This is a genomic window from Algibacter ulvanivorans (assembly GCF_048381495.1).
GTDB classification, from domain to species: Bacteria; Bacteroidota; Bacteroidia; order Flavobacteriales; family Flavobacteriaceae; genus Algibacter_B; species Algibacter_B ulvanivorans.
Map to the genome: position 1 here is coordinate 194,927 of NZ_JBLWGD010000002.1, position 17,809 is coordinate 212,735.

Sequence of the window (17,809 nt, forward strand, 5' to 3'; positions counted from 1 at the left end):
AGAGTAAAAGTTTATTTTCTGTAAAATAACGTTTCAAATGTAGAATTATTTCCAACATTATCGGTAACAATTACTTTTAAATTGTTTTTTGTGTCCGTTATTATACGGTCATTAAAATCGTAAGTTAAGGTATTCTTTTTATAATCGTATTCCATTAAAATCCATTTTCCGTTTATAGTTGCTCTGTAATTAGCTATTCCAGAACCCTCGTCGTTAATTTTAATTTTTAAATATCTATACTTACTTAGCCATTGTTTGTTTTTAAAGTTAATGGCTTTTATGGTAGGTTTTATAGTATCCATTACTAAAGTAAAAGTGCCTAACTTTTTTGTTTTACCTATTAGTAGGTTGTTTTTTCTTTTAGTTGAAATGTATGAAGGGTAATTGTTGTAACCTATAAGTTTAGCAATGTAAAGTTTGTTTTTATCTTCATTGGAATATTTGCTAATATTAAAAGAGATGTTAAAGTTCTTTTTGGCAGCTTTAATATCTTTATGAAGTTTAAGTGTATCGTTATTAACTTCAAAATCTATATAAAAATCTTCATAAAAAGTATCTTTATAAAAATCGACAGTTACATTTTTGGCTTTTAGGTTTGTAGTTTGGTTTGCTTTAATAAAATAAGGCGTTATTTTTGCTTTTTCGGGTTTAGATATACTGTTTTTTGTGCCTTTAATGTGTACCGTTACCCACGATTCGTTGTTTTTAAAATCTGCAACTCTTATTTTATAAACAGAATATGTGCTATCTTCAACTTTAATAATACCTTCATTTATAACCGATTTAAAAAGGCTTAAAGGATTGTTTTTTCTATATAGCTTTTGAAGCCTTTGTTTTTTTGTGGAATAATGTTCGTAATCAATAAGTTGGTTTATGTGTTTTGTTTCGTCAAAAGAAAAACGTTTAAAATCTATTTCAAAATTTCTACTTCCATTAATAAAGGTTTGAATGTTATATACACCATTTGAATTTGCAGCCAAATCTTGCCTGTCTATTGTACTAACGGCAAATCCAATATTACCAATGGCATTTATGCTTTCGGTTGTGTAATCGCCATTTTTTAAAGGTGTTAATCGTAGCTTGTATTTGTTGTTAGAGTTATTAATAAAAGCGTTTTCTTCTAAAGGATAGGCGTAAACATGTTTTATAATAGGGTAGGTTGTATCTTTAATATCAATTCCAAAAAGCATAGGGTTCATGGGGCGCTCTTGCTTGTCTCTAATTTCAAAATGTAAATGCGGGCCACCAGAACCACCGGTGTTTCCGCTGTAAGCAACAAGGCTATCTTTTAAAATAGGTAAATCTTCTGCTTTTGGAAACAATTCAATTTGATAAGTCTCTTTTTGGTATTGTTGTTTTTTTATATATGTTTCGATTTCTGGCGAAAATTTTTGCAGATGCGCATAAACCGTAGTGTAACCATTTGGGTGAGTAATATAAAGAGCCTTCCCGTAGCCATAATGAGAAATTTTAATTCTGCTAACAAACCCATTAGCCGAAGCTTTAACTCTTAAGCCAGTACGTTGTTGCGTTTTTATATCCATTCCAGAATGAAAATGATTAGAACGTAACTCGGCAAAAGTGCCAGATAAAATTAATGGAATTTCTAAAGGACTACTAAAATAATCTTGAGGGTAATTATTTTGAGCATTACAGTATAATGAAAAAACAAGAAAGAGGGACAGAATAAATTTCATAAATATGTATTAGGCTAAAATATTAATTTGATGTGAAAACGCAAAGTATAAAACAAAAATCGCGCCATGTTGTTTTGTTGTTGTAATAACTAGACTAAGAAAATTTATGATAAAACAATTGTGATTTATGGCTAGGAATGTTAACTTTGTGATATAAGTATTGAATTTTGTAAATGAGTAATATTGAGGATATTGTCGATTCGTTAGAAAACAAGATTAGTAAAGTATTACACAAACTAGAGCTTTTAAAACTTGCTAATTTGAAATTAAATGAAGAATTAGAGGTTTCAAGGCAAGAAAATCTAGCCCAAAAAAAGCATATTGCTAATTGGGAAGAAAAATATGAAGCCCTTAAAATGGCAAATACAATACTTGGTAGTGACGATAATAAAAGAGAAACTAAGCTTAAAATAAATGCATTAATTAGAGATATTGACCATTGTATTGCTCAACTCGCTGATTAAAGTTAATTAAAAGTCAATGTCAGAAAAGCTTAAAATAAAGCTATCTATAGCAAATAGAGTATACCCTTTAACAATTGAGCCAAGCCAAGAAGAAGGATTACGTAAAGCAGCTAAAAACATTGAAGCCATGATTAAGCAATTTGAGCAAAGTTATTCTGTTCGAGATAAACAAGATGTATTGGCTATGTGTGCCTTACAATTTGCATCTCAGGTAGAGCAGAAGTCTATTGATAAAGAAAATGTAAACGAGCATGTAGAAGATAAATTAAATGCTTTAAATGATTTGTTACATTCTTATTTAGCCTCTTAAACGTTCTTTAAAATAAATTAAAAGTTACTGCCTACATTGGTTATTTTTTTTGATAAACTCAACGTTAATTCTTTAAAAAGGGTGAGTTTAAGTTGTAAAAGCATGCTGCTAGTATTGAATTTGTTTTCGATATCTCGAGCAGATCCTTGATCAGCTTGTTAGCCCTAAACTTGTTTTTAAGGAGTTTATACAAAACTTTATACTGGTGTAGGCTTTTTTATATATTATAATCAACTAAATTAACGATGGATAACTCAATTATATTTGCAGTAGGCGGTGTAATATTAGGCCTTGTAATAGGCTTTATAATAGCAAAAACACTAGAAAAAAATAATGCTTCTAAGCTTGTAAAAGAAGCCAAGAAAAATGCAACTTTAATACTTAAAGAAGCAAAAAGTGAAGGAGAAACACTTAAAAAAGACAAAATTCTTCAGGCTAAAGAAAAGTTTATAGAGCTTAAGTCTGAACACGAAAAGGTTATTCTTGCTCGTGATAAAAAAATGGCCGAAGCCGAAAAACGAACTCGTGATAAAGAATCTCAAGTGTCTAACGAGCTTTCTAAAGGAAAGAAACTTAACGAAAGTCTTGAAAGTAAAATTAAAAATTACGATCACAGATTAGATTTACTAGAAAAGAAACAAGAAGAAGTAGATAAATTGCACAAAAGTCAAGTGCAACAATTAGAGGTTATTTCTAGTCTTTCTGCAGAAGAAGCTAAAGAGCAATTGGTAGAATCTTTAAAAGGAGAAGCGCAAAATGATGCGATGGCTTATATTCAAAGCTCTTTAGAAGAAGCTAAGCTTACAGCAGAACAAGATGCAAAGAAAATTATTATTAATACCATACAGCGTATAGGAACTGAAGAAGCTGTAGATAATTGCGTATCTGTTTTTAATATTGAGTCTGATGATGTTAAAGGCCGTATTATTGGTCGTGAAGGGCGTAATATTAGAGCTATTGAGGCCGCCACAGGAGTTGAAATTATTGTTGACGATACTCCTGAAGCTATAATCTTATCGTGTTTTGATTCTGTACGACGCGAAGTAGCACGTTTATCGTTGCATAAATTGGTTACAGATGGTAGAATTCATCCAGCGCGAATAGAGGAAGTTGTAAAGAAAACCCAAAAACAAATAGAACAAGAAATAATAGAAGTTGGTAAACGAACGGTTATTGATTTAGGGATACACAATTTAAACCCAGAGTTAATAAAAATGGTTGGTAGAATGAAATACCGCTCTTCTTACGGACAAAACTTATTGCAACACTCGCGAGAAGTTGCTAAGCTTTGCGGAGTTATGGCTGCAGAATTAGGGTTAAACCCTAAACTAGCTAAACGAGCTGGATTATTACATGATATAGGTAAGGTGCCTGATGCAGAAGCAGATATGGAGACGCCTCACGCAATATTAGGTATGCAATGGGCCGAAAAATTTGGAGAAAAACCAGATGTTTGTAATGCCATTGGCGCACACCATGACGAAGTAGAAATGAAATCGTTATTGGCACCAATTATACAAGTATGCGATGCTATTTCTGGAGCAAGACCAGGAGCAAGACGTCAAGTATTAGATAGTTATATACAGCGTTTAAAAGATTTAGAAGATATTGCGTTTGGGTTTAATGGCGTTAAGAAAGCTTACGCTATTCAAGCAGGTAGAGAGCTTCGTGTAATTGTTGAAAGTGAAAAAGTAGACGACCAAAAAGCAGCAGATTTGTCCTTTAATATATCGCAAAAAGTACAAACCGATATGACATATCCGGGACAAGTTAAAGTAACTGTTATTAGAGAAACAAGAGCGGTTAATATTGCAAAATAATAAATAACAATTGTTAGAAAAAAAATCCAGCTTATGCTGGATTTTTTTTTGTATTCATTGTAATAGTAAATGTGGTGCCTACATCTACTTTACTGCTAATTTCTATTTTTCCACCAAGTGTTTCAACTTGGCTTTTTGTTAAATATAAGCCAACGCCTTCTGCATTTTCATTACCATGAAATGTTCGATATAATCCAAAAACATCATCTCCGTATTTGTTCAAATCTATACCAATACCATTATCGGCTACAGTTATAGTTAAAACATCTTCATCTGATAAATGAGAGTTAATGTTTAGTGTAGGAATTCTGTTTGGGTGTGCATATTTAAGTGCATTTGATGCTAGGTTTTGAATTATGCTTTCTAAATAAGTACGATTTGCATAAATACAAATATTGGGGTCTATATTATTGTTTATTATCGCTTTTTTACTAACTATTTCTAGCTCTAGTATTTTAAAAGTGTCCTCAATGCAATTATAAATATTTAAGTTTTCGCGTTCTATTTTTTTTACAAACTGTTTACTTACAATTTCATTTAAATTACCAATGGTTTTACTTAACGAATCTGAAACTGTTTTTAGGTGTGTAATTAGTTCTGTTTTCTCTTCGTTAGTTTTAGCATCATTGTAAAACCCAAGTAAACTTTCAAAATTGCCCGCATACTCTTTTAAGTTATGAGTTACAATATGAGCAAAGTTTTGCAGTCTATTATTTTGGTTTGTAATTATATTTAGATTTCTAGCAATACTATCTTCTTTTTCTTTCCTAGAGGTAATGTCGGATATGGTACCAATAATACGAATAGGGTTATTAAATTTATCTCTTTTTACAACTCTGCCAATATCTTTAACCCATTTATATTTTCCTTCACCACATAATATTCTGTGTTCACTTGTATAGTAAGGAGTCTCATTGTTATAATGTTTGTTTAGGGTTTTTATTAAAGTATCAAGATCGTTAGGATGAATCGTTTTTTTCCAGTTATATTGATGAGAGCGACAATCTTTAATGCATAATATGGCTTTAGCTTCTTTAGAGTATTTAACTATATTGGTGTTTATATGAAAATCCCAAACACCAATGTTTGAGTTTTCTAGTGCAAATTGAGATATTAATTTATCATAGTTTAAATTTTCATTTACATCTATAATATCGTTTGCAATAAATGTGTTTTCTAAAATATTAGTCATGAGTAGGGGGAATGAGACAGCAAAATTAAATTAAAAATCGATAAAATGCAAATAACAACGATTAAAAACACTATTTTCTTGGATGATATTTTTCTACTACTTTGGTTAAATGGCTTTTATCTAGATGTACATAAATTTCGGTTGTAGTAATACTTTCATGCCCAAGCATAAGTTGAATGGAGCGTAAATCGGCATTGTTTTGTAGTAAATGGGTAGCAAACGAATGTCTAAGTGTATGTGGCGATATGTTTTTTTTTAAATTAATTTTTACTGCAAGCTGTTTTATAATTGTAAAAATCATAGCACGAGTAAGTTGTTTTCCTCTTCTGTTTAGAAATAAAGTGTCTTCATGTCCAGGCTTTATATTTAAATGAATTCTAATTTCATTTCTATATATGTTAATATATTTCTGTGTTATTTCAATAATAGGAACAAAACGTTGTTTGTTTCCTTTTCCGGTTACTTTTATAAAACCTTCATCAAAAAATAAATCAGATATTTTTAAGTTAATAAGCTCACTTACACGCAAACCGCAACCATACAATGTTTCTAAAATAGCTCTGTTGCGTTCGCCTTCTGGTTTGCTTAAATCTATAGCGTTTATAATTTTATCAATTTCTTCTTCAGATAAAGTATCTGGTAATTTTCGTCCTATTTTAGGCGACTCAATTAACTCTAGAGGGTTGTCTTTTCTATAGTCTTCAAACACTAAATAATTAAAAAAACTACGTAAACCAGATATTAATCTAGATTGCGATCTGGCATTAACGTTTTTTGCAACGTTATAAATGAATTGTTGAATAATTTCTGGAGTGATATTAACAGGCGAATAGCTAATATTATTAGTTTCAATAAATTTTATTAGCTTTTTTACATCTAAAGCATAATTATCTATAGAGTTTAAAGATAACCCACGTTCTATTTTTAAGTATAATTGGTAATCTTTTAAAGCATTTTGCCATTTCATAGGTGTAAAAGTAACCAAATATCAAGATATAAATGAATTATTTATATACGTAATTCTACGTATTTTTTATAAAAAATGTTAATAACATATTGTTTAACATGTTGAAAATAAGCAGTTTAGTTTATTTTGTTGATTGAAATGTTAATAACTTGGTTTATTGTGTAGTATTTTTCGAAAAAATGCCTTTTATTTGTTGTTATCAAACTAAAAACATTTAAAATTATGAAAAAATTATTTTTATTAGCTGCAATTGCAGTATTAGGTTTAACTAGTGTAAATGCGCAAAACTTTGGATTAAAAGCAGGTGCTGATTTTGCTTCTATGAAATTTAAAGCAGATGGGGAAAATATTTCTACTTCTGAAACGGGTTTTTATATAGGAGCATTTGCTGACATTGATGTATCAGAATCATTTGTATTTCAGCCTAGCGTTATGTATGTTTCAGTAGAAGAGTTAGATCAAATTGCAATTCCTCTTATGGCTAAATTTCCTGTTTCAGAAGAATTTAGTGTGTTAGCAGGACCTAGTCTAGGTATTTTATTAGATACTGGAGACGGTGTTAAATCATTTAATTTCGGTATCGAGGCAGGAGCAGCTTATGATGTTTCTGAAGACTTTTTTGTTGAAGCTAGATACAGTTTAGGTTTAGCAAATTTAATTGAAGACGCTCCAGATGATACTTCTATTAAACTAAGTGGTTTCTTTGTTGGTGTGGGTTACAAGCTATAATGTTTTAATAAATAGTAAAAAAGAGAGGCAATTAATTGTCTCTCTTTTTTATTAGCAAAATTTAATGAATTATACATTATGAAAAAAAAGTCAATTTTAGCAATACTTTTTGTTACTGTAGTAATGAGTTTACATGCACAAGACACTAAGTTTGGAGTAACAGCGGGTTATAACTCATTAATTGCATCAGTAAAATTTGATGGTATATCAGCTTCAGATAATGTCTCTGGGTTTTATGTTGGTGTATTTGCAGATATAAAAACTTCTGAAAAAATCCATATTCAACCAGAAGTTCAGTATGTTAACTCAAGGCAGGATGGAGAATCTGGTAATTCTTTAGTAATTCCATTAATGGGAAAGTTTAATGTTTCTGAGCAATTTAGCTTACTATTAGGACCTCAATTGGATTTTATTTTAGAGGAATCCGATGGGATTAAAAAAACAGGTATAGGTTTGTCTGCAGGAATGAGTTATGATATTACTGATAAGATTTTTGCTTCTACAAGGTATTCTTTAGGCTTAAATAATAGACTAGATGATGATGCGTTTGTTTTTCCTGATGAAGACCCCGGAATTGATTCTGGTGATATTAAGACGAAGTTTAACTTTTTTCAAATAGGTTTAGGATTTCGATTTTAAGTAGAAAAAAATATGTAAATTAAGCCGAAGTATCCTGTATTTCGGCTTTTTTATGCCTAATTTTTAAATATCTTTACAACATGAAAAAACTAATAATTATTAACGGGCCAAACTTAAATTTATTAGGCAAAAGAGAGCCTAATATTTATGGGAGCTTAACATTTACAGAGTTTTTAGAGGAAGTAAAAGATAAGTATCCAGAAATTTCTATAGATTATTTCCAGTCTAATATAGAAGGCGAGCTTATAGATAAGTTACATGAAGTTGGCTTTAGTTATGATGGTATAATTTTAAATGCTGCGGCATACACGCATACTTCTGTAGGTATTGGCGATGCTATAAAAGCAATTGAAACGCCTGTTGTAGAGGTTCATATTTCAAATACATTTAATAGGGAAGAGTTTAGGCATCAATCTTTTATATCTCCAAATGCTAGAGGCGTTATTTTGGGGTTTGGCTTACAAAGTTACGAGTTGGCCATACAAAGTTTTTAGGTTAGTTTATTAAATAACTTAATACATATCATAAAAAAAGCGATTCTTAAATTTAAGAATCGCTTTTTTTATGTTAACCTGTATTTTAAAAGTAAGCTACTTTGTAACTCTTATAAATGTATTACTTCATCGTAAGCTGCGGCAACAGCTTCCATAACAGCTTCACTCATGGTTGGGTGTGGGTGAATGGCTTTTAAAACTTCATGCCCAGTAGTTTCAAGTTTTCTACCTAAAACAGCTTCGGCAATCATATCTGTTACGCCAGCACCAATCATGTGGCAACCTAACCATTCGCCATATTTAGCATCAAAAATAACTTTTACAAAGCCATCTTTATTTCCGCCTGCGCTTGCTTTTCCAGATGCCGAAAATGGAAACTTACCAACTTTAATATCTAAACCTTGTTCTTTGGCTTGTTTTTCTGTTAAACCAACCGAAGCAATTTCTGGCGAGCAATATGTACAACCAGGAATGTTACCATAATCGATAGCTTCAACATGGTGTCCAGCAATTTTTTCTACACATAAAATACCTTCGGCCGATGCTACGTGAGCTAAAGCTTGCCCAGGTGTTACATCTCCAATGGCATAATACCCAGGGATATTAGTTTGGTAAAAATCGTTTACAATAATTTTATCTCTATCTACAACAATACCAACATCTTCTAAACCTATGTTTTCAATGTTCGATTTAATTCCAACAGCACTTAAAATAATATCAGCTTCAAGAACTTCCTCGCCTTTTTTAGTTTTTACAGTTGCCTTAACGCCTTTTCCAGAAGTATCAACAGATGTAACCTCGGCAGAAGTCATAATATTAATTCCAGATTTTTTGAAAGAACGTTCTAGTTGTTTCGATACTTCTTCATCTTCAACAGGAACAATGTTTGGTAAATATTCTACAATAGTAACCTCTGTTCCTATAGAGTTGTAAAAATAAGCAAACTCAACACCAATAGCACCAGATCCAACAACAATCATTTTCTTTGGTTGTTTTTTTAGTGTCATGGCTTGTCTGTAACCAATTACTTTTTCGCCATCTTGTGGTAAGCTTGGTAACTCTCTAGAGCGTGCTCCAGTAGCAATAATTATGTTGTTTGCACTATATTCTGTACCATCAACTTCAACCTTTTTACCTGGTTTAATTTTACCGTATCCTTCAATAACGTCAATTTTGTTTTTCTTCATTAAAAACTGAACGCCTTTGCTCATTCCATCTGCAACACCACGGCTACGTTTAACAACAGCATCAAAATCATGGTCTGCATCTTTAACCTTTAGGCCATAGTCTTCAGCATGTTTTAGATATTCAAAAACTTGAGCAGATTTTAATAATGCTTTTGTTGGAATACACCCCCAATTTAAGCATACACCTCCAAGATTTTCTTTTTCAACAATTGCGGTTTTAAAACCTAATTGAGACGCTCTAATAGCTGTTACATAACCACCTGGACCACTTCCAAGAACAATAATATCGTATTTACTCATATGTTAAAGTTTAAGGCGCTAATTTACAAAATCGATTTTTAAAAAAAGACTTTAAAGCCTTATAAAATCTAAAAAAATATAAGTAAAATTTTACGAATTTGTTTAATTTGTCTTATGCTATATCAATATAGTTTATACTTGTTTTAGTACCTTTGTGTTGCAAGTTTTTTTATATGAACATACCTAGAACGAGTTTTCCTCGAATTGTAATTATTGGTGGTGGTTTTGCTGGTGTAGCTTTAGCAAAAAAATTATCAAACTGCGATGTGCAAGTCGTACTTTTAGATAAACATAACTATCACACTTTTCAGCCTTTATTATATCAAGTATCAACAGGTGGTCTAGAGCCCGATTCTATAGCTTACCCTATTAGAAAAATATTAAAAGATTTTCCAAATTTTTATTTTAGGTTGGCTAATGTAGAAGAGATAGATACCAAAAAAAATAAAGTAAAAACCAATATTGGCGATTTAAAATTCGATTATTTGGTGGTAGCATCAGGCTCTACAACAAACTATTTTGGTAACACCCAAGTAGAAAAATATAGTATGGCCATGAAAACTGTACCACAATCTTTAAATTTAAGAAGTTTAATACTTGAAAATTTTGAAGAAGCACTTTTAACATCAGATTTAAACGAGCGTAATGCTTTAATGAATTTTGTAATAGTTGGTGGCGGACCAACAGGTGTTGAACTTGCAGGAGCTTTGGCCGAAATTAAAAAAGGAATCTTACCAAAAGACTACCCAGATTTAGATACTCGATTAGCACAAATTCATATTATCCAATCTAGCGATTGTATTTTAAAAGGCATGAGCGAAAAAGCATCAGCCAAAGCCGAAGATTTTCTAGAAAAATTAGGCGTAAACATCTGGAAAAATGTACGAGTAACAAACTACGATGGCAAAACAGTAACCACAAATACCGATTTAACCTTTCAGGCCGCTACAGTAGTTTGGGCTGCTGGCGTTAAAGGAGCCACGATAAAAGGGCTCGATGCTCAAGATTATGTAACCCGAGGAAATAGAATACTTGTAAACCAATATAATCAAGTAAAAGGGTTTAACCATATATTTGCTATAGGAGATATTGCTTGTTTGGTAAACGACGATTTTCCTAGAGGTTTCCCAATGATGGCACAGCCAGCCATACAACAAGGCGATCAATTAGGAGTTAATATTTTAAAACTAATTGATGGTAAACCAATGAAACCCTTTAGTTACAAAGACAAAGGAGCCATGGCAACCATTGGAAGAAATAAAGCCGTTGTAGATTTAAAAAACTATAAATTTCAAGGTGTTTTTGCATGGTTTGTATGGATGTTTGTGCACCTGTTTTTTTTAATAGGATTTAGAAACCGAATGGTTGTATTTGTAAACTGGGTGTATAATTATATACGTTTTGATAGGGAAGCTCGCCTAATTATAAGGCCATTTAAAAACCAAATAAAAGAATAATAATTTTTAGGGCGAATTGCAGAAAAAGCAACCAGGCTTTCGGCAGTCGCTTTTTTGTGTTGCATAGGTGCAACAACACAAAAAGAGCTTCAACAAATGCCTCAATCCTTTTCGCGGGTTAACAATAAAGCTATATTATACCATTAAAGATCGTCTGTAAAATGCCTACGTTCTTTATTATTGCTAAATTTATTTTTGTTGTAACTTAAAGAATCTCCTTTAGGAATAGATAACGATGCCCAATCACGACCTTTTAATAATTTTCCTAAAAAAACAAGTTGTCCAATATGGTACGAGTAATGCGCCAATTGCCTGTTAATAGCTTCGGTAACAGTATGGCCTCCATTTCTAATGTAAATAATGGTTTCTAAATCTTCAGCTTTAAGCGGTTTAATAGCCTTAAACAAGCATAACCAACCACTTTCCCAGGCCGCAATAATAGCTTCTTTAGAGCTAAAGTTATTTATAAATTCACGATCTCTATGTCTCCAATCCTTTTCGCCATCTTCAGTTAAAAAATTGGTCCATCGGCTTAGCATATTGCCAACCATGTGTTTAACTATTATGGCAATGCTATTGGCATCTTCATTGCTTTGCCAAACCATTTCATCAAAATTAAGTTGGTTAAAGGTTTTGTCGCCTAAGCTTTTGTAATATTCAAACTGTTTAATTACACTTGTTAAATAACTGTCCATTTTATAAATATAAAATTATTTATTTGGAATAAAGGTTAAAGAAACCCCATTTATGCAATGCCTTTTACCGGTTGTTTTTCTAGGACCGTCGTTAAAAACATGTCCTAAATGCCCACCACAAGTTGCGCAATGCTCCTCGGTTCTTGCATAACCTAAATTATAATCTGTAGAAAATTCAACATGACCTTTAATCTCTCTATCAAAGCTAGGCCAACCAGTTCCAGAGTCAAATTTATGCTCACTTTTAAATAAGGGCGTATTGCAGGCTTTACAGGCATAAATACCAGCTTTATTGTTTTTGTTTAATGGGCTACTAAAAGCACGCTCGGTTCCAGCCTGTCTTAATACATAAAACTCTTTGTCTGTTAATTGGTTTTTCCATTGGGCTTCGGTTTTAGTAATTTTATATGTTTTTTTTTCTTTTTTTTGAGCTGTAGAATTACAGCTAAAAACTAAAATTAAACTAAAAGCAATTAATATGTTTTTCATTTTGTATAAATTTACTATGGATTAAGTCGGTTTAATTAGGATAACATAACGAGTTGCACTATTAATTTAATAAACTTAATATTTAAAAAGTGTGACAAAAAAATAATATCTGTGTCTAAAAATTAAAGATACAATTTTTGTATTTTTAAGAATTGAAAATTAAACTCTAGAATGATGAAGGTAAAACATACATTTTTAATAATAGCGGTGTTAACTTTAGTTTTAGCATGCGCAACAAATCCATTTACAGGAAAAAAAACAATGGCGTTAGTGCCTAACTCTCAGTTGTTTCCAACGGCATTTGCACAATATAGCCAATTTTTAAATGAGAATAAGGTAATTACAGGAACCAAAGATTCTGAAATGATAGTAAGAGTAGGGCAGCGTATTGCTGTAGCTGCAGAGCGTTGGTTAAATGCTAATGGTAACCAAGGATATTTAAATGATTATAAGTGGGAATATAATTTGGTTGACGATAAAACGGTTAATGCATGGTGTATGCCAGGAGGAAAAATTGTATTCTATACAGGTATTTTACCAATAGCAGAAAACGAAGCAGGAGTTGCAGCAATTATGGGGCATGAAGTAGCGCATGCATTAGCAAACCATGGGCAGCAACGTATGAGTGCAGGGTATTTGCAACAAGGTTTAGCAGTAGCAGGAAACATAGCGATTAAAGACGAAAAATCAAGAAATGCATTTAATCAATATTATGGTATTGGTTCTCAATTAGGAGTTATGCTACCTTTTAGTAGAAGTCATGAAACAGAATCTGACCAAATAGGTATTCATTTAATGGCTATTGCTGGGTATAACCCAGACGAAGCAGCTAAATTATGGAAACGAATGAAAGCGAATAGCGGAGGCCAGGCGCCACCAGAATTTATGAGTACGCATCCATCAAACGATACAAGAATTTCAAACCTTACTAAATGGGCACCGCAAGCTAAAGCAGAAGCTAAAAAATTTGGGGTAACATCGTTTAGATAAAATTTAAGTATTTTTAAATAAAAATATTTGTTTACTTTAGAAGCTGCTCATAAAAGGGCAGCTTTTTTATTATGACAGTATTGAAAAAAGGGAGTAAAAAACTTTTAAATGCTTGGGCATTTTACGATTGGGCTAATTCGGTTTATACACTTACCATTGCTTCATCTATATTTCCTATATTTTATTCGGCTTTATTTCTTAAAACGGCATCAAATGTAAAAACCGTTTGGGCTTTTGGTTTTGAGTTTAAAAGTACAGCGCTAATAACATTTGTAACAGCTTTTACCTTTTTAGTTGTTGCGTTAACATCGCCAATAATGTCTGGTATTGCAGATTATGTAGGTAATAAAAAGAATTTTTTAAAGTTTTTTTGTTACGTTGGTAGCGCGGGTTGTATAGGATTGTATTGGTTTGATATTACACCAGATAAAATACATTTAAGTTTACTTTTTTATTTTATGGGGTTAATAGGCTATTGGGGAAGTTTGGTGTTTTATAACTCTTATTTACCCGATATTGCTTTTCCAGAACAACAAGACAGTATTAGTGCAAAAGGTTTTTCGTTAGGGTATTTTGGTAGTGTGCTTTTACTTATTTTTAATTTGGTTATGGTTATGTATCCAGGATTGTTTGGATTCGATGTTAGTATATCGAAAGCATTATTAGAAACTGGTACAGAAGTAGAGATAAATCAAGCCTTGTCTGCAGCAAAAGATTTGGCTTCGTTTAAGGCGATGAAAATTTCTTTTATTACAGTTGGTGTTTGGTGGGCGTTATTTAGTCAATATTCGTTTTACTATTTACCTATTGGAGTATCTTCTGGGCATAAAGTAACTAGGGCAATTGTTTTTAATGGTATTAAAGAGTTACAGCAGGTTTGGAAACAATTAACACAAAACCTTAGGCTTAAACGCTATTTGCAAGCTTTTTTTGTGTTTAGCATGGCGGTGCAAACTATTATGTTAGTGGCTGTGTATTTTGGTGAAGAAGAAATATCTTGGGGAGGCGATAGCGAAAAAACAATGGGGTTAATAGTTAGTATATTGGTTATACAATTGGTGGCTATTTTGGGTGCTTATTTAACATCAAAGGCATCATCGAAATTTGGAAATATTAAGACGTTAATTGTGGTGAATTTTATTTGGATGGCACTATGTTTTTATGCTTATTTCATGAAAACGCCTTTTCAGTTTTACATTGCAGCAAGCATTGTTGGTTTGGTTATGGGTGGAGTGCAGTCGTTAGCACGATCTACATATTCTAAGTTTTTGCCAGAGACTGAAGATACCACTTCGTATTTTAGTTTTTACGATGTGGCAGAAAAAATAGGAATTGTAATTGGTATGGTGATTTTTGCATTTATCGATCAGTTAACTGGAAGTATGCGAAACGGAATTTTGTTTTTATTTACTTTCTTTTTAGCAGGAATAGTTTTGTTATTTAGAGTTTTAAAAACATCAAATAAATAATAAAACCACTCTATATGAGTGGTTTTAAACTGTTGTTTTTTGATTTGATTGTTTTTTTCTGGTATTATACCTAGTTTTTGTATAATGTAACGCTTCCGTAATCAGAATCGATTGTTAAATTATGGTTTGATGATTGATTTTTGTGGTATCCTTTATAACGTTTGCTTGTTCCATCTTTAATTTCTTTTGTAATAATTAGGTTGTCGCTATCTCTTAACGAAGCGTAATCTAAATTGATATTAAAGTTAAAGTCGTAATTATAATCATATCCAACTTTAATGCCTGTGTAATCAGATTTAATAGTTACGTTGTTAGCGTTTTCAGTTATACGGTTTATCTTAATAGAACCATAATCGGCATTAAGAGTTGCACTAGCATGAATATCTCCAATAATGGTAGTTAGGTAGTCGCCATTTCCAACAATGTTATTTGTTCTATCTATTTTTATGCTACCATAGTTACATTTAAATGTTACATCTTCGGCCGATTCTATTTTAGAGCTCGTGTAGTCGGCATTAATATGTATTTCTTTAGTTTTATTAATAGTAAACTCGCTATAATCTGCATTAATATTTCCGCTTTTTATATACTCGAAATAACAGCCTTTAGTGTAATCAAAATTAATTGTGTTATTGTTAGCCATTAATTCTTTAGTGGTTATTTTTCCGTAATCACAATTTATATTGGCATGCCCTTCCAGTCTGTCTAAATTTATATTTCCGTAATTATTTTTTAAATCTACCTTCCCGGTTATAGGCATTTTAATAATGTAGTTAATTTTTACTTTAATTTTTTTGTTGCTGCCCCAATTCCACCAAGAGTTTGAGCTTTTTTTGCCAAATTTGGTTTCGGCAGAAACTAAATCGTGTGTCGAAGAAAAATTCACATCAATTTCATTTAATTTTTTTTGAATATACTCTTGGTTATTTCCAGATGCAGTAATTTTAATTTCAAAAACTATTTTGTTTTCATTCCATGTAATTACATTAATATTACCGTAGCTATTGTTTACTTTTAAAGTTGCATTTGGGTTTACTGTAAACGTTTTGTTTATGGTTTTTGTTTGCTCATTTTTAATTTCTGTAGTTGCAGAAATAAATAGAGGAAGTATTAATAACGCAATTAATAATTTAATGTGTAGTGCTGGTTTCATGTGTTCGCTTTTTTTGATTGTTATGTGATTGATGTACTTTAAAGTTTATGAAGTTATTTGAGTTCTCTTTTTTTTTTTTTGATAGTTAATTTTTAGAATTACATATTTAATTCTGATATTTCTTGATTTAATGATGATTTTAATTGTTTTATGTTTTCAATTTGGGTTAATGTATCTTTTAAAATATCTATTCTATTTTGAAAGTTAGAAATCATGGCATAAATAACGCGGTTATCTTCGCCGCTTTCGTTTAAATCAATTTTTAAAGATTGGTAATTAGTTTCTAGTATTTGTATTTGTTTTAGGGCGTCTTGTATTAAATTTTTAGCTTCTGGTAACGACTCTTTTTTTAGTTTCTGTAATTCTTCGTTAATAGCAGCTGTAAAAAAATCTTGAGTTTCTGCCATTTTGGGTGAAACATTAGCTAAGTCGTATTGGTTATTAGTTTGCGGAGTAATTGTAAAAAGTGTTATTAAAATAGCTACAGAAGCAGCAATGGCTATAAAAGGTTTCCAGAAATTGTTGTTGTTTTTTTTACTTTTTAAAGCGATGTTGTTTTGGTTGTTTAATTTATTTAAAAACCGTGTTTTGTGCCCTGTATTTGGTGTTTCTGTATCGAAATTGTGTTCTAAGTTTTTAAATATATTGTCTAGTGTGTGTTTTTCCATGGTAAATGTTTTAAGCAAATTCTTTTTCTAACTTTTTTCTTAGGCTATCTTTAGCTCTTGATATTGTTGTTCTGCAATTAGCGTTAGTTATATTCATTATTTCGCTAATTTCTTCGCTATCATAACCTTCTATAAGGTTAAGGGTTAAAGCAATTCTGTAATTATCTTTTAAGGTTTTAATGGTCTTTAAAATTTGTTGAGCTTTTAGGCTTAGTAAATCGTAACTGTTATTAATTCCGTTTGTTTCGTTGTTTGTTTCATCTTCAACTTTGTATAAAACACTATCAAAAGACACTTCGTTTTTTTTATTGTTTTTGTTGAAGTGATAAATACTGTTGTTAATAACAATTCGTTTTAACCATGGGCCAAAAGTAGATGTGTCTTTTAGGGTTTCTAGTTTTGTAAATGCCTTTAAAAATGAATCTTGCATAATATCTTCAGCTTCAAAACTATTTTTTACAATTCTTAACGAAGTGTTGTACATAGCTTTATAGTATCTGTTATAAATTTCCATTTGCGCAGATTGGTTACCAGTTGCACAAAGGGCAACAAGTTGTTCGGTATTTTGTTTGGTTAGTGTCACAAAAAATTGATTGATATAGTATAGATGGTTTAATTTTTTATTTGTTACAGTTTTCAAAAAAAAATCCTACTTTCTTAAAGAATGTAGGATTTGGTTTGTTTTCTTTTACAGGTTTTAAGTGTAAATATTTGTGTTGTCTTGCCTAATTATTTTTTTTGCCCATTTAATGGCTTCGTCAAGTTCTGTAAAAGACTCAAAGGGTTTGTTTAAAAATATTTTTTCAATTTCGGCATTTCTTAAGGCTATGTAATTAGAGGCTACTACAGCAAAGCCTATTAGATTTTTAATTTTAGACGTTTTTGTATACACAGCAGGATCTACAGCGTAAGAGTTTTTACGGTGTGTTATGTAAACAAAATTTTTGGTTAAAAAATGAGTGTTGGCAACATCTTCAAGAGTTTGATTGTCTTTAAGAGTTATTGTTTTACCTTCATTGATTTCTGCAACCAAGTAGTTGTTGTAAATATAAAAAGTACCTATGGGTAATGTTAAGGTTTTTTTCATAA

19 protein-coding genes and 1 other RNA gene are annotated in these 17,809 nt (G+C 31.3%); 10 read left to right on the plus strand and 10 right to left on the minus strand.

Translation table 11 applies throughout. From position 1 onward, the window contains the following. Positions 1 to 11 precede the first annotated feature (11 nt). Entirely contained in the window at positions 12 to 1,697 is a 1,686-nt protein-coding gene (locus tag ACNG5D_RS06450) for a M23 family metallopeptidase (protein ID WP_418182678.1), read from the minus strand. Between the two features lie 173 nt (positions 1,698 to 1,870). Here ACNG5D_RS06450 and ACNG5D_RS06455 point away from each other — a divergent pair, with 173 nt between their 5' ends. The 4 genes from ACNG5D_RS06455 (at position 1,871) to rny (ending at position 4,291) form a co-directional block, all read left to right on the plus strand. Further along, positions 1,871 to 2,161, plus strand: coding sequence for a hypothetical protein (locus tag ACNG5D_RS06455; protein ID WP_418182679.1), 291 nt, complete (start codon positions 1,871 to 1,873; stop codon positions 2,159 to 2,161). 16 nt (positions 2,162 to 2,177) lie between these two features. Next, a complete protein-coding gene (locus ACNG5D_RS06460) occupies positions 2,178 to 2,471 on the plus strand; it encodes a cell division protein ZapA (RefSeq protein WP_418182680.1) in 294 nt (97 codons plus the stop codon). Positions 2,472 to 2,527: 56 nt separating this feature from the next. After that, positions 2,528 to 2,658: non-coding RNA, 6S RNA (gene ssrS / locus ACNG5D_RS06465), on the plus strand. A gap of 58 nt (positions 2,659 to 2,716) precedes the next feature. Beyond that, the gene (gene rny / locus ACNG5D_RS06470) at positions 2,717 to 4,291 is read left to right on the plus strand and encodes a ribonuclease Y (RefSeq protein WP_418182681.1); all 1,575 of its coding nucleotides are present in this window, start codon (positions 2,717 to 2,719) and stop codon (positions 4,289 to 4,291) included. A 31-nt stretch (positions 4,292 to 4,322) separates the two neighbouring features. Here rny and ACNG5D_RS06475 read toward each other — a convergent pair whose 3' ends face one another. Both ACNG5D_RS06475 and xerD read right to left on the minus strand, forming a co-directional pair. Next, positions 4,323 to 5,483, minus strand: coding sequence for a PAS domain-containing sensor histidine kinase (locus ACNG5D_RS06475; RefSeq protein ID WP_418182682.1), 1,161 nt, complete (start codon positions 5,481 to 5,483; stop codon positions 4,323 to 4,325). Positions 5,484 to 5,553: 70 nt separating this feature from the next. After that, positions 5,554 to 6,450, minus strand: coding sequence for a site-specific tyrosine recombinase XerD (gene xerD, locus ACNG5D_RS06480; RefSeq protein WP_418182683.1), 897 nt, complete (start codon positions 6,448 to 6,450; stop codon positions 5,554 to 5,556). Between the two features lie 222 nt (positions 6,451 to 6,672). On the opposite strand from xerD, the gene ACNG5D_RS06485 reads away from it, so the two are divergent. The 3 genes from ACNG5D_RS06485 to aroQ all read left to right on the plus strand — a co-directional run bounded on the left by ACNG5D_RS06485 (position 6,673) and on the right by aroQ (position 8,312). Then, on the plus strand, positions 6,673 to 7,179 hold the full coding sequence (locus ACNG5D_RS06485; RefSeq protein WP_418182684.1) for a porin family protein: 507 nt from the start codon (positions 6,673 to 6,675) through the stop codon (positions 7,177 to 7,179). A 78-nt stretch (positions 7,180 to 7,257) separates the two neighbouring features. Beyond that, positions 7,258 to 7,818, plus strand: coding sequence for a porin family protein (locus ACNG5D_RS06490; RefSeq protein WP_418182685.1), 561 nt, complete (start codon positions 7,258 to 7,260; stop codon positions 7,816 to 7,818). Positions 7,819 to 7,898: 80 nt separating this feature from the next. Then, positions 7,899 to 8,312: a type II 3-dehydroquinate dehydratase gene (aroQ, locus tag ACNG5D_RS06495; RefSeq protein ID WP_418182686.1), complete on the plus strand. Its 414-nt coding sequence runs from the start codon at positions 7,899 to 7,901 to the stop codon at positions 8,310 to 8,312. A gap of 110 nt (positions 8,313 to 8,422) precedes the next feature. Here the strand turns inward: aroQ and lpdA are convergent, their stop codons facing one another. Further along, positions 8,423 to 9,799, minus strand: coding sequence for a dihydrolipoyl dehydrogenase (lpdA, locus tag ACNG5D_RS06500; RefSeq protein WP_418182687.1), 1,377 nt, complete (start codon positions 9,797 to 9,799; stop codon positions 8,423 to 8,425). A 173-nt stretch (positions 9,800 to 9,972) separates the two neighbouring features. On the opposite strand from lpdA, the gene ACNG5D_RS06505 reads away from it, so the two are divergent. Beyond that, a complete protein-coding gene (locus ACNG5D_RS06505; RefSeq protein ID WP_418182688.1) occupies positions 9,973 to 11,256 on the plus strand; it encodes an NAD(P)/FAD-dependent oxidoreductase in 1,284 nt (427 codons plus the stop codon). Positions 11,257 to 11,399: 143 nt separating this feature from the next. On the opposite strand, the gene ACNG5D_RS06510 is transcribed toward ACNG5D_RS06505, so the two are convergent. Together ACNG5D_RS06510 and msrB are read right to left on the minus strand one after the other, a co-directional pair. Beyond that, positions 11,400 to 11,951: a DUF1572 family protein gene (locus ACNG5D_RS06510; RefSeq protein ID WP_418182689.1), complete on the minus strand. Its 552-nt coding sequence runs from the start codon at positions 11,949 to 11,951 to the stop codon at positions 11,400 to 11,402. Between the two features lie 15 nt (positions 11,952 to 11,966). Further along, positions 11,967 to 12,440: a peptide-methionine (R)-S-oxide reductase MsrB gene (gene msrB, locus ACNG5D_RS06515; RefSeq protein WP_418182690.1), complete on the minus strand. Its 474-nt coding sequence runs from the start codon at positions 12,438 to 12,440 to the stop codon at positions 11,967 to 11,969. Between the two features lie 171 nt (positions 12,441 to 12,611). Here msrB and ACNG5D_RS06520 point away from each other — a divergent pair, with 171 nt between their 5' ends. Together ACNG5D_RS06520 and ACNG5D_RS06525 are read left to right on the plus strand one after the other, a co-directional pair. Continuing rightward, a complete protein-coding gene (locus tag ACNG5D_RS06520) occupies positions 12,612 to 13,430 on the plus strand; it encodes a M48 family metallopeptidase (protein ID WP_418182691.1) in 819 nt (272 codons plus the stop codon). 71 nt (positions 13,431 to 13,501) lie between these two features. Then, positions 13,502 to 14,899 (plus strand): MFS transporter, encoded by a 1,398-nt coding sequence (locus ACNG5D_RS06525; RefSeq protein WP_418182692.1) that lies wholly within the window; start codon positions 13,502 to 13,504, stop codon positions 14,897 to 14,899. A gap of 70 nt (positions 14,900 to 14,969) precedes the next feature. On the opposite strand, the gene ACNG5D_RS06530 is transcribed toward ACNG5D_RS06525, so the two are convergent. The 4 genes from ACNG5D_RS06530 to ACNG5D_RS06545 form a co-directional block, all read right to left on the minus strand. After that, a complete protein-coding gene (locus ACNG5D_RS06530; protein WP_418182693.1) occupies positions 14,970 to 16,052 on the minus strand; it encodes a hypothetical protein in 1,083 nt (360 codons plus the stop codon). Between the two features lie 98 nt (positions 16,053 to 16,150). Next, positions 16,151 to 16,720: a hypothetical protein gene (locus ACNG5D_RS06535; protein ID WP_418182694.1), complete on the minus strand. Its 570-nt coding sequence runs from the start codon at positions 16,718 to 16,720 to the stop codon at positions 16,151 to 16,153. 10 nt (positions 16,721 to 16,730) lie between these two features. Beyond that, positions 16,731 to 17,303, minus strand: a complete 573-nt coding sequence (locus ACNG5D_RS06540) for an RNA polymerase sigma factor (protein WP_418182695.1) — start codon at positions 17,301 to 17,303, stop codon at positions 16,731 to 16,733. 114 nt (positions 17,304 to 17,417) lie between these two features. Next, positions 17,418 to 17,807 (minus strand): hypothetical protein, encoded by a 390-nt coding sequence (locus ACNG5D_RS06545; protein ID WP_418182696.1) that lies wholly within the window; start codon positions 17,805 to 17,807, stop codon positions 17,418 to 17,420. Positions 17,808 to 17,809 lie beyond the last annotated feature (2 nt).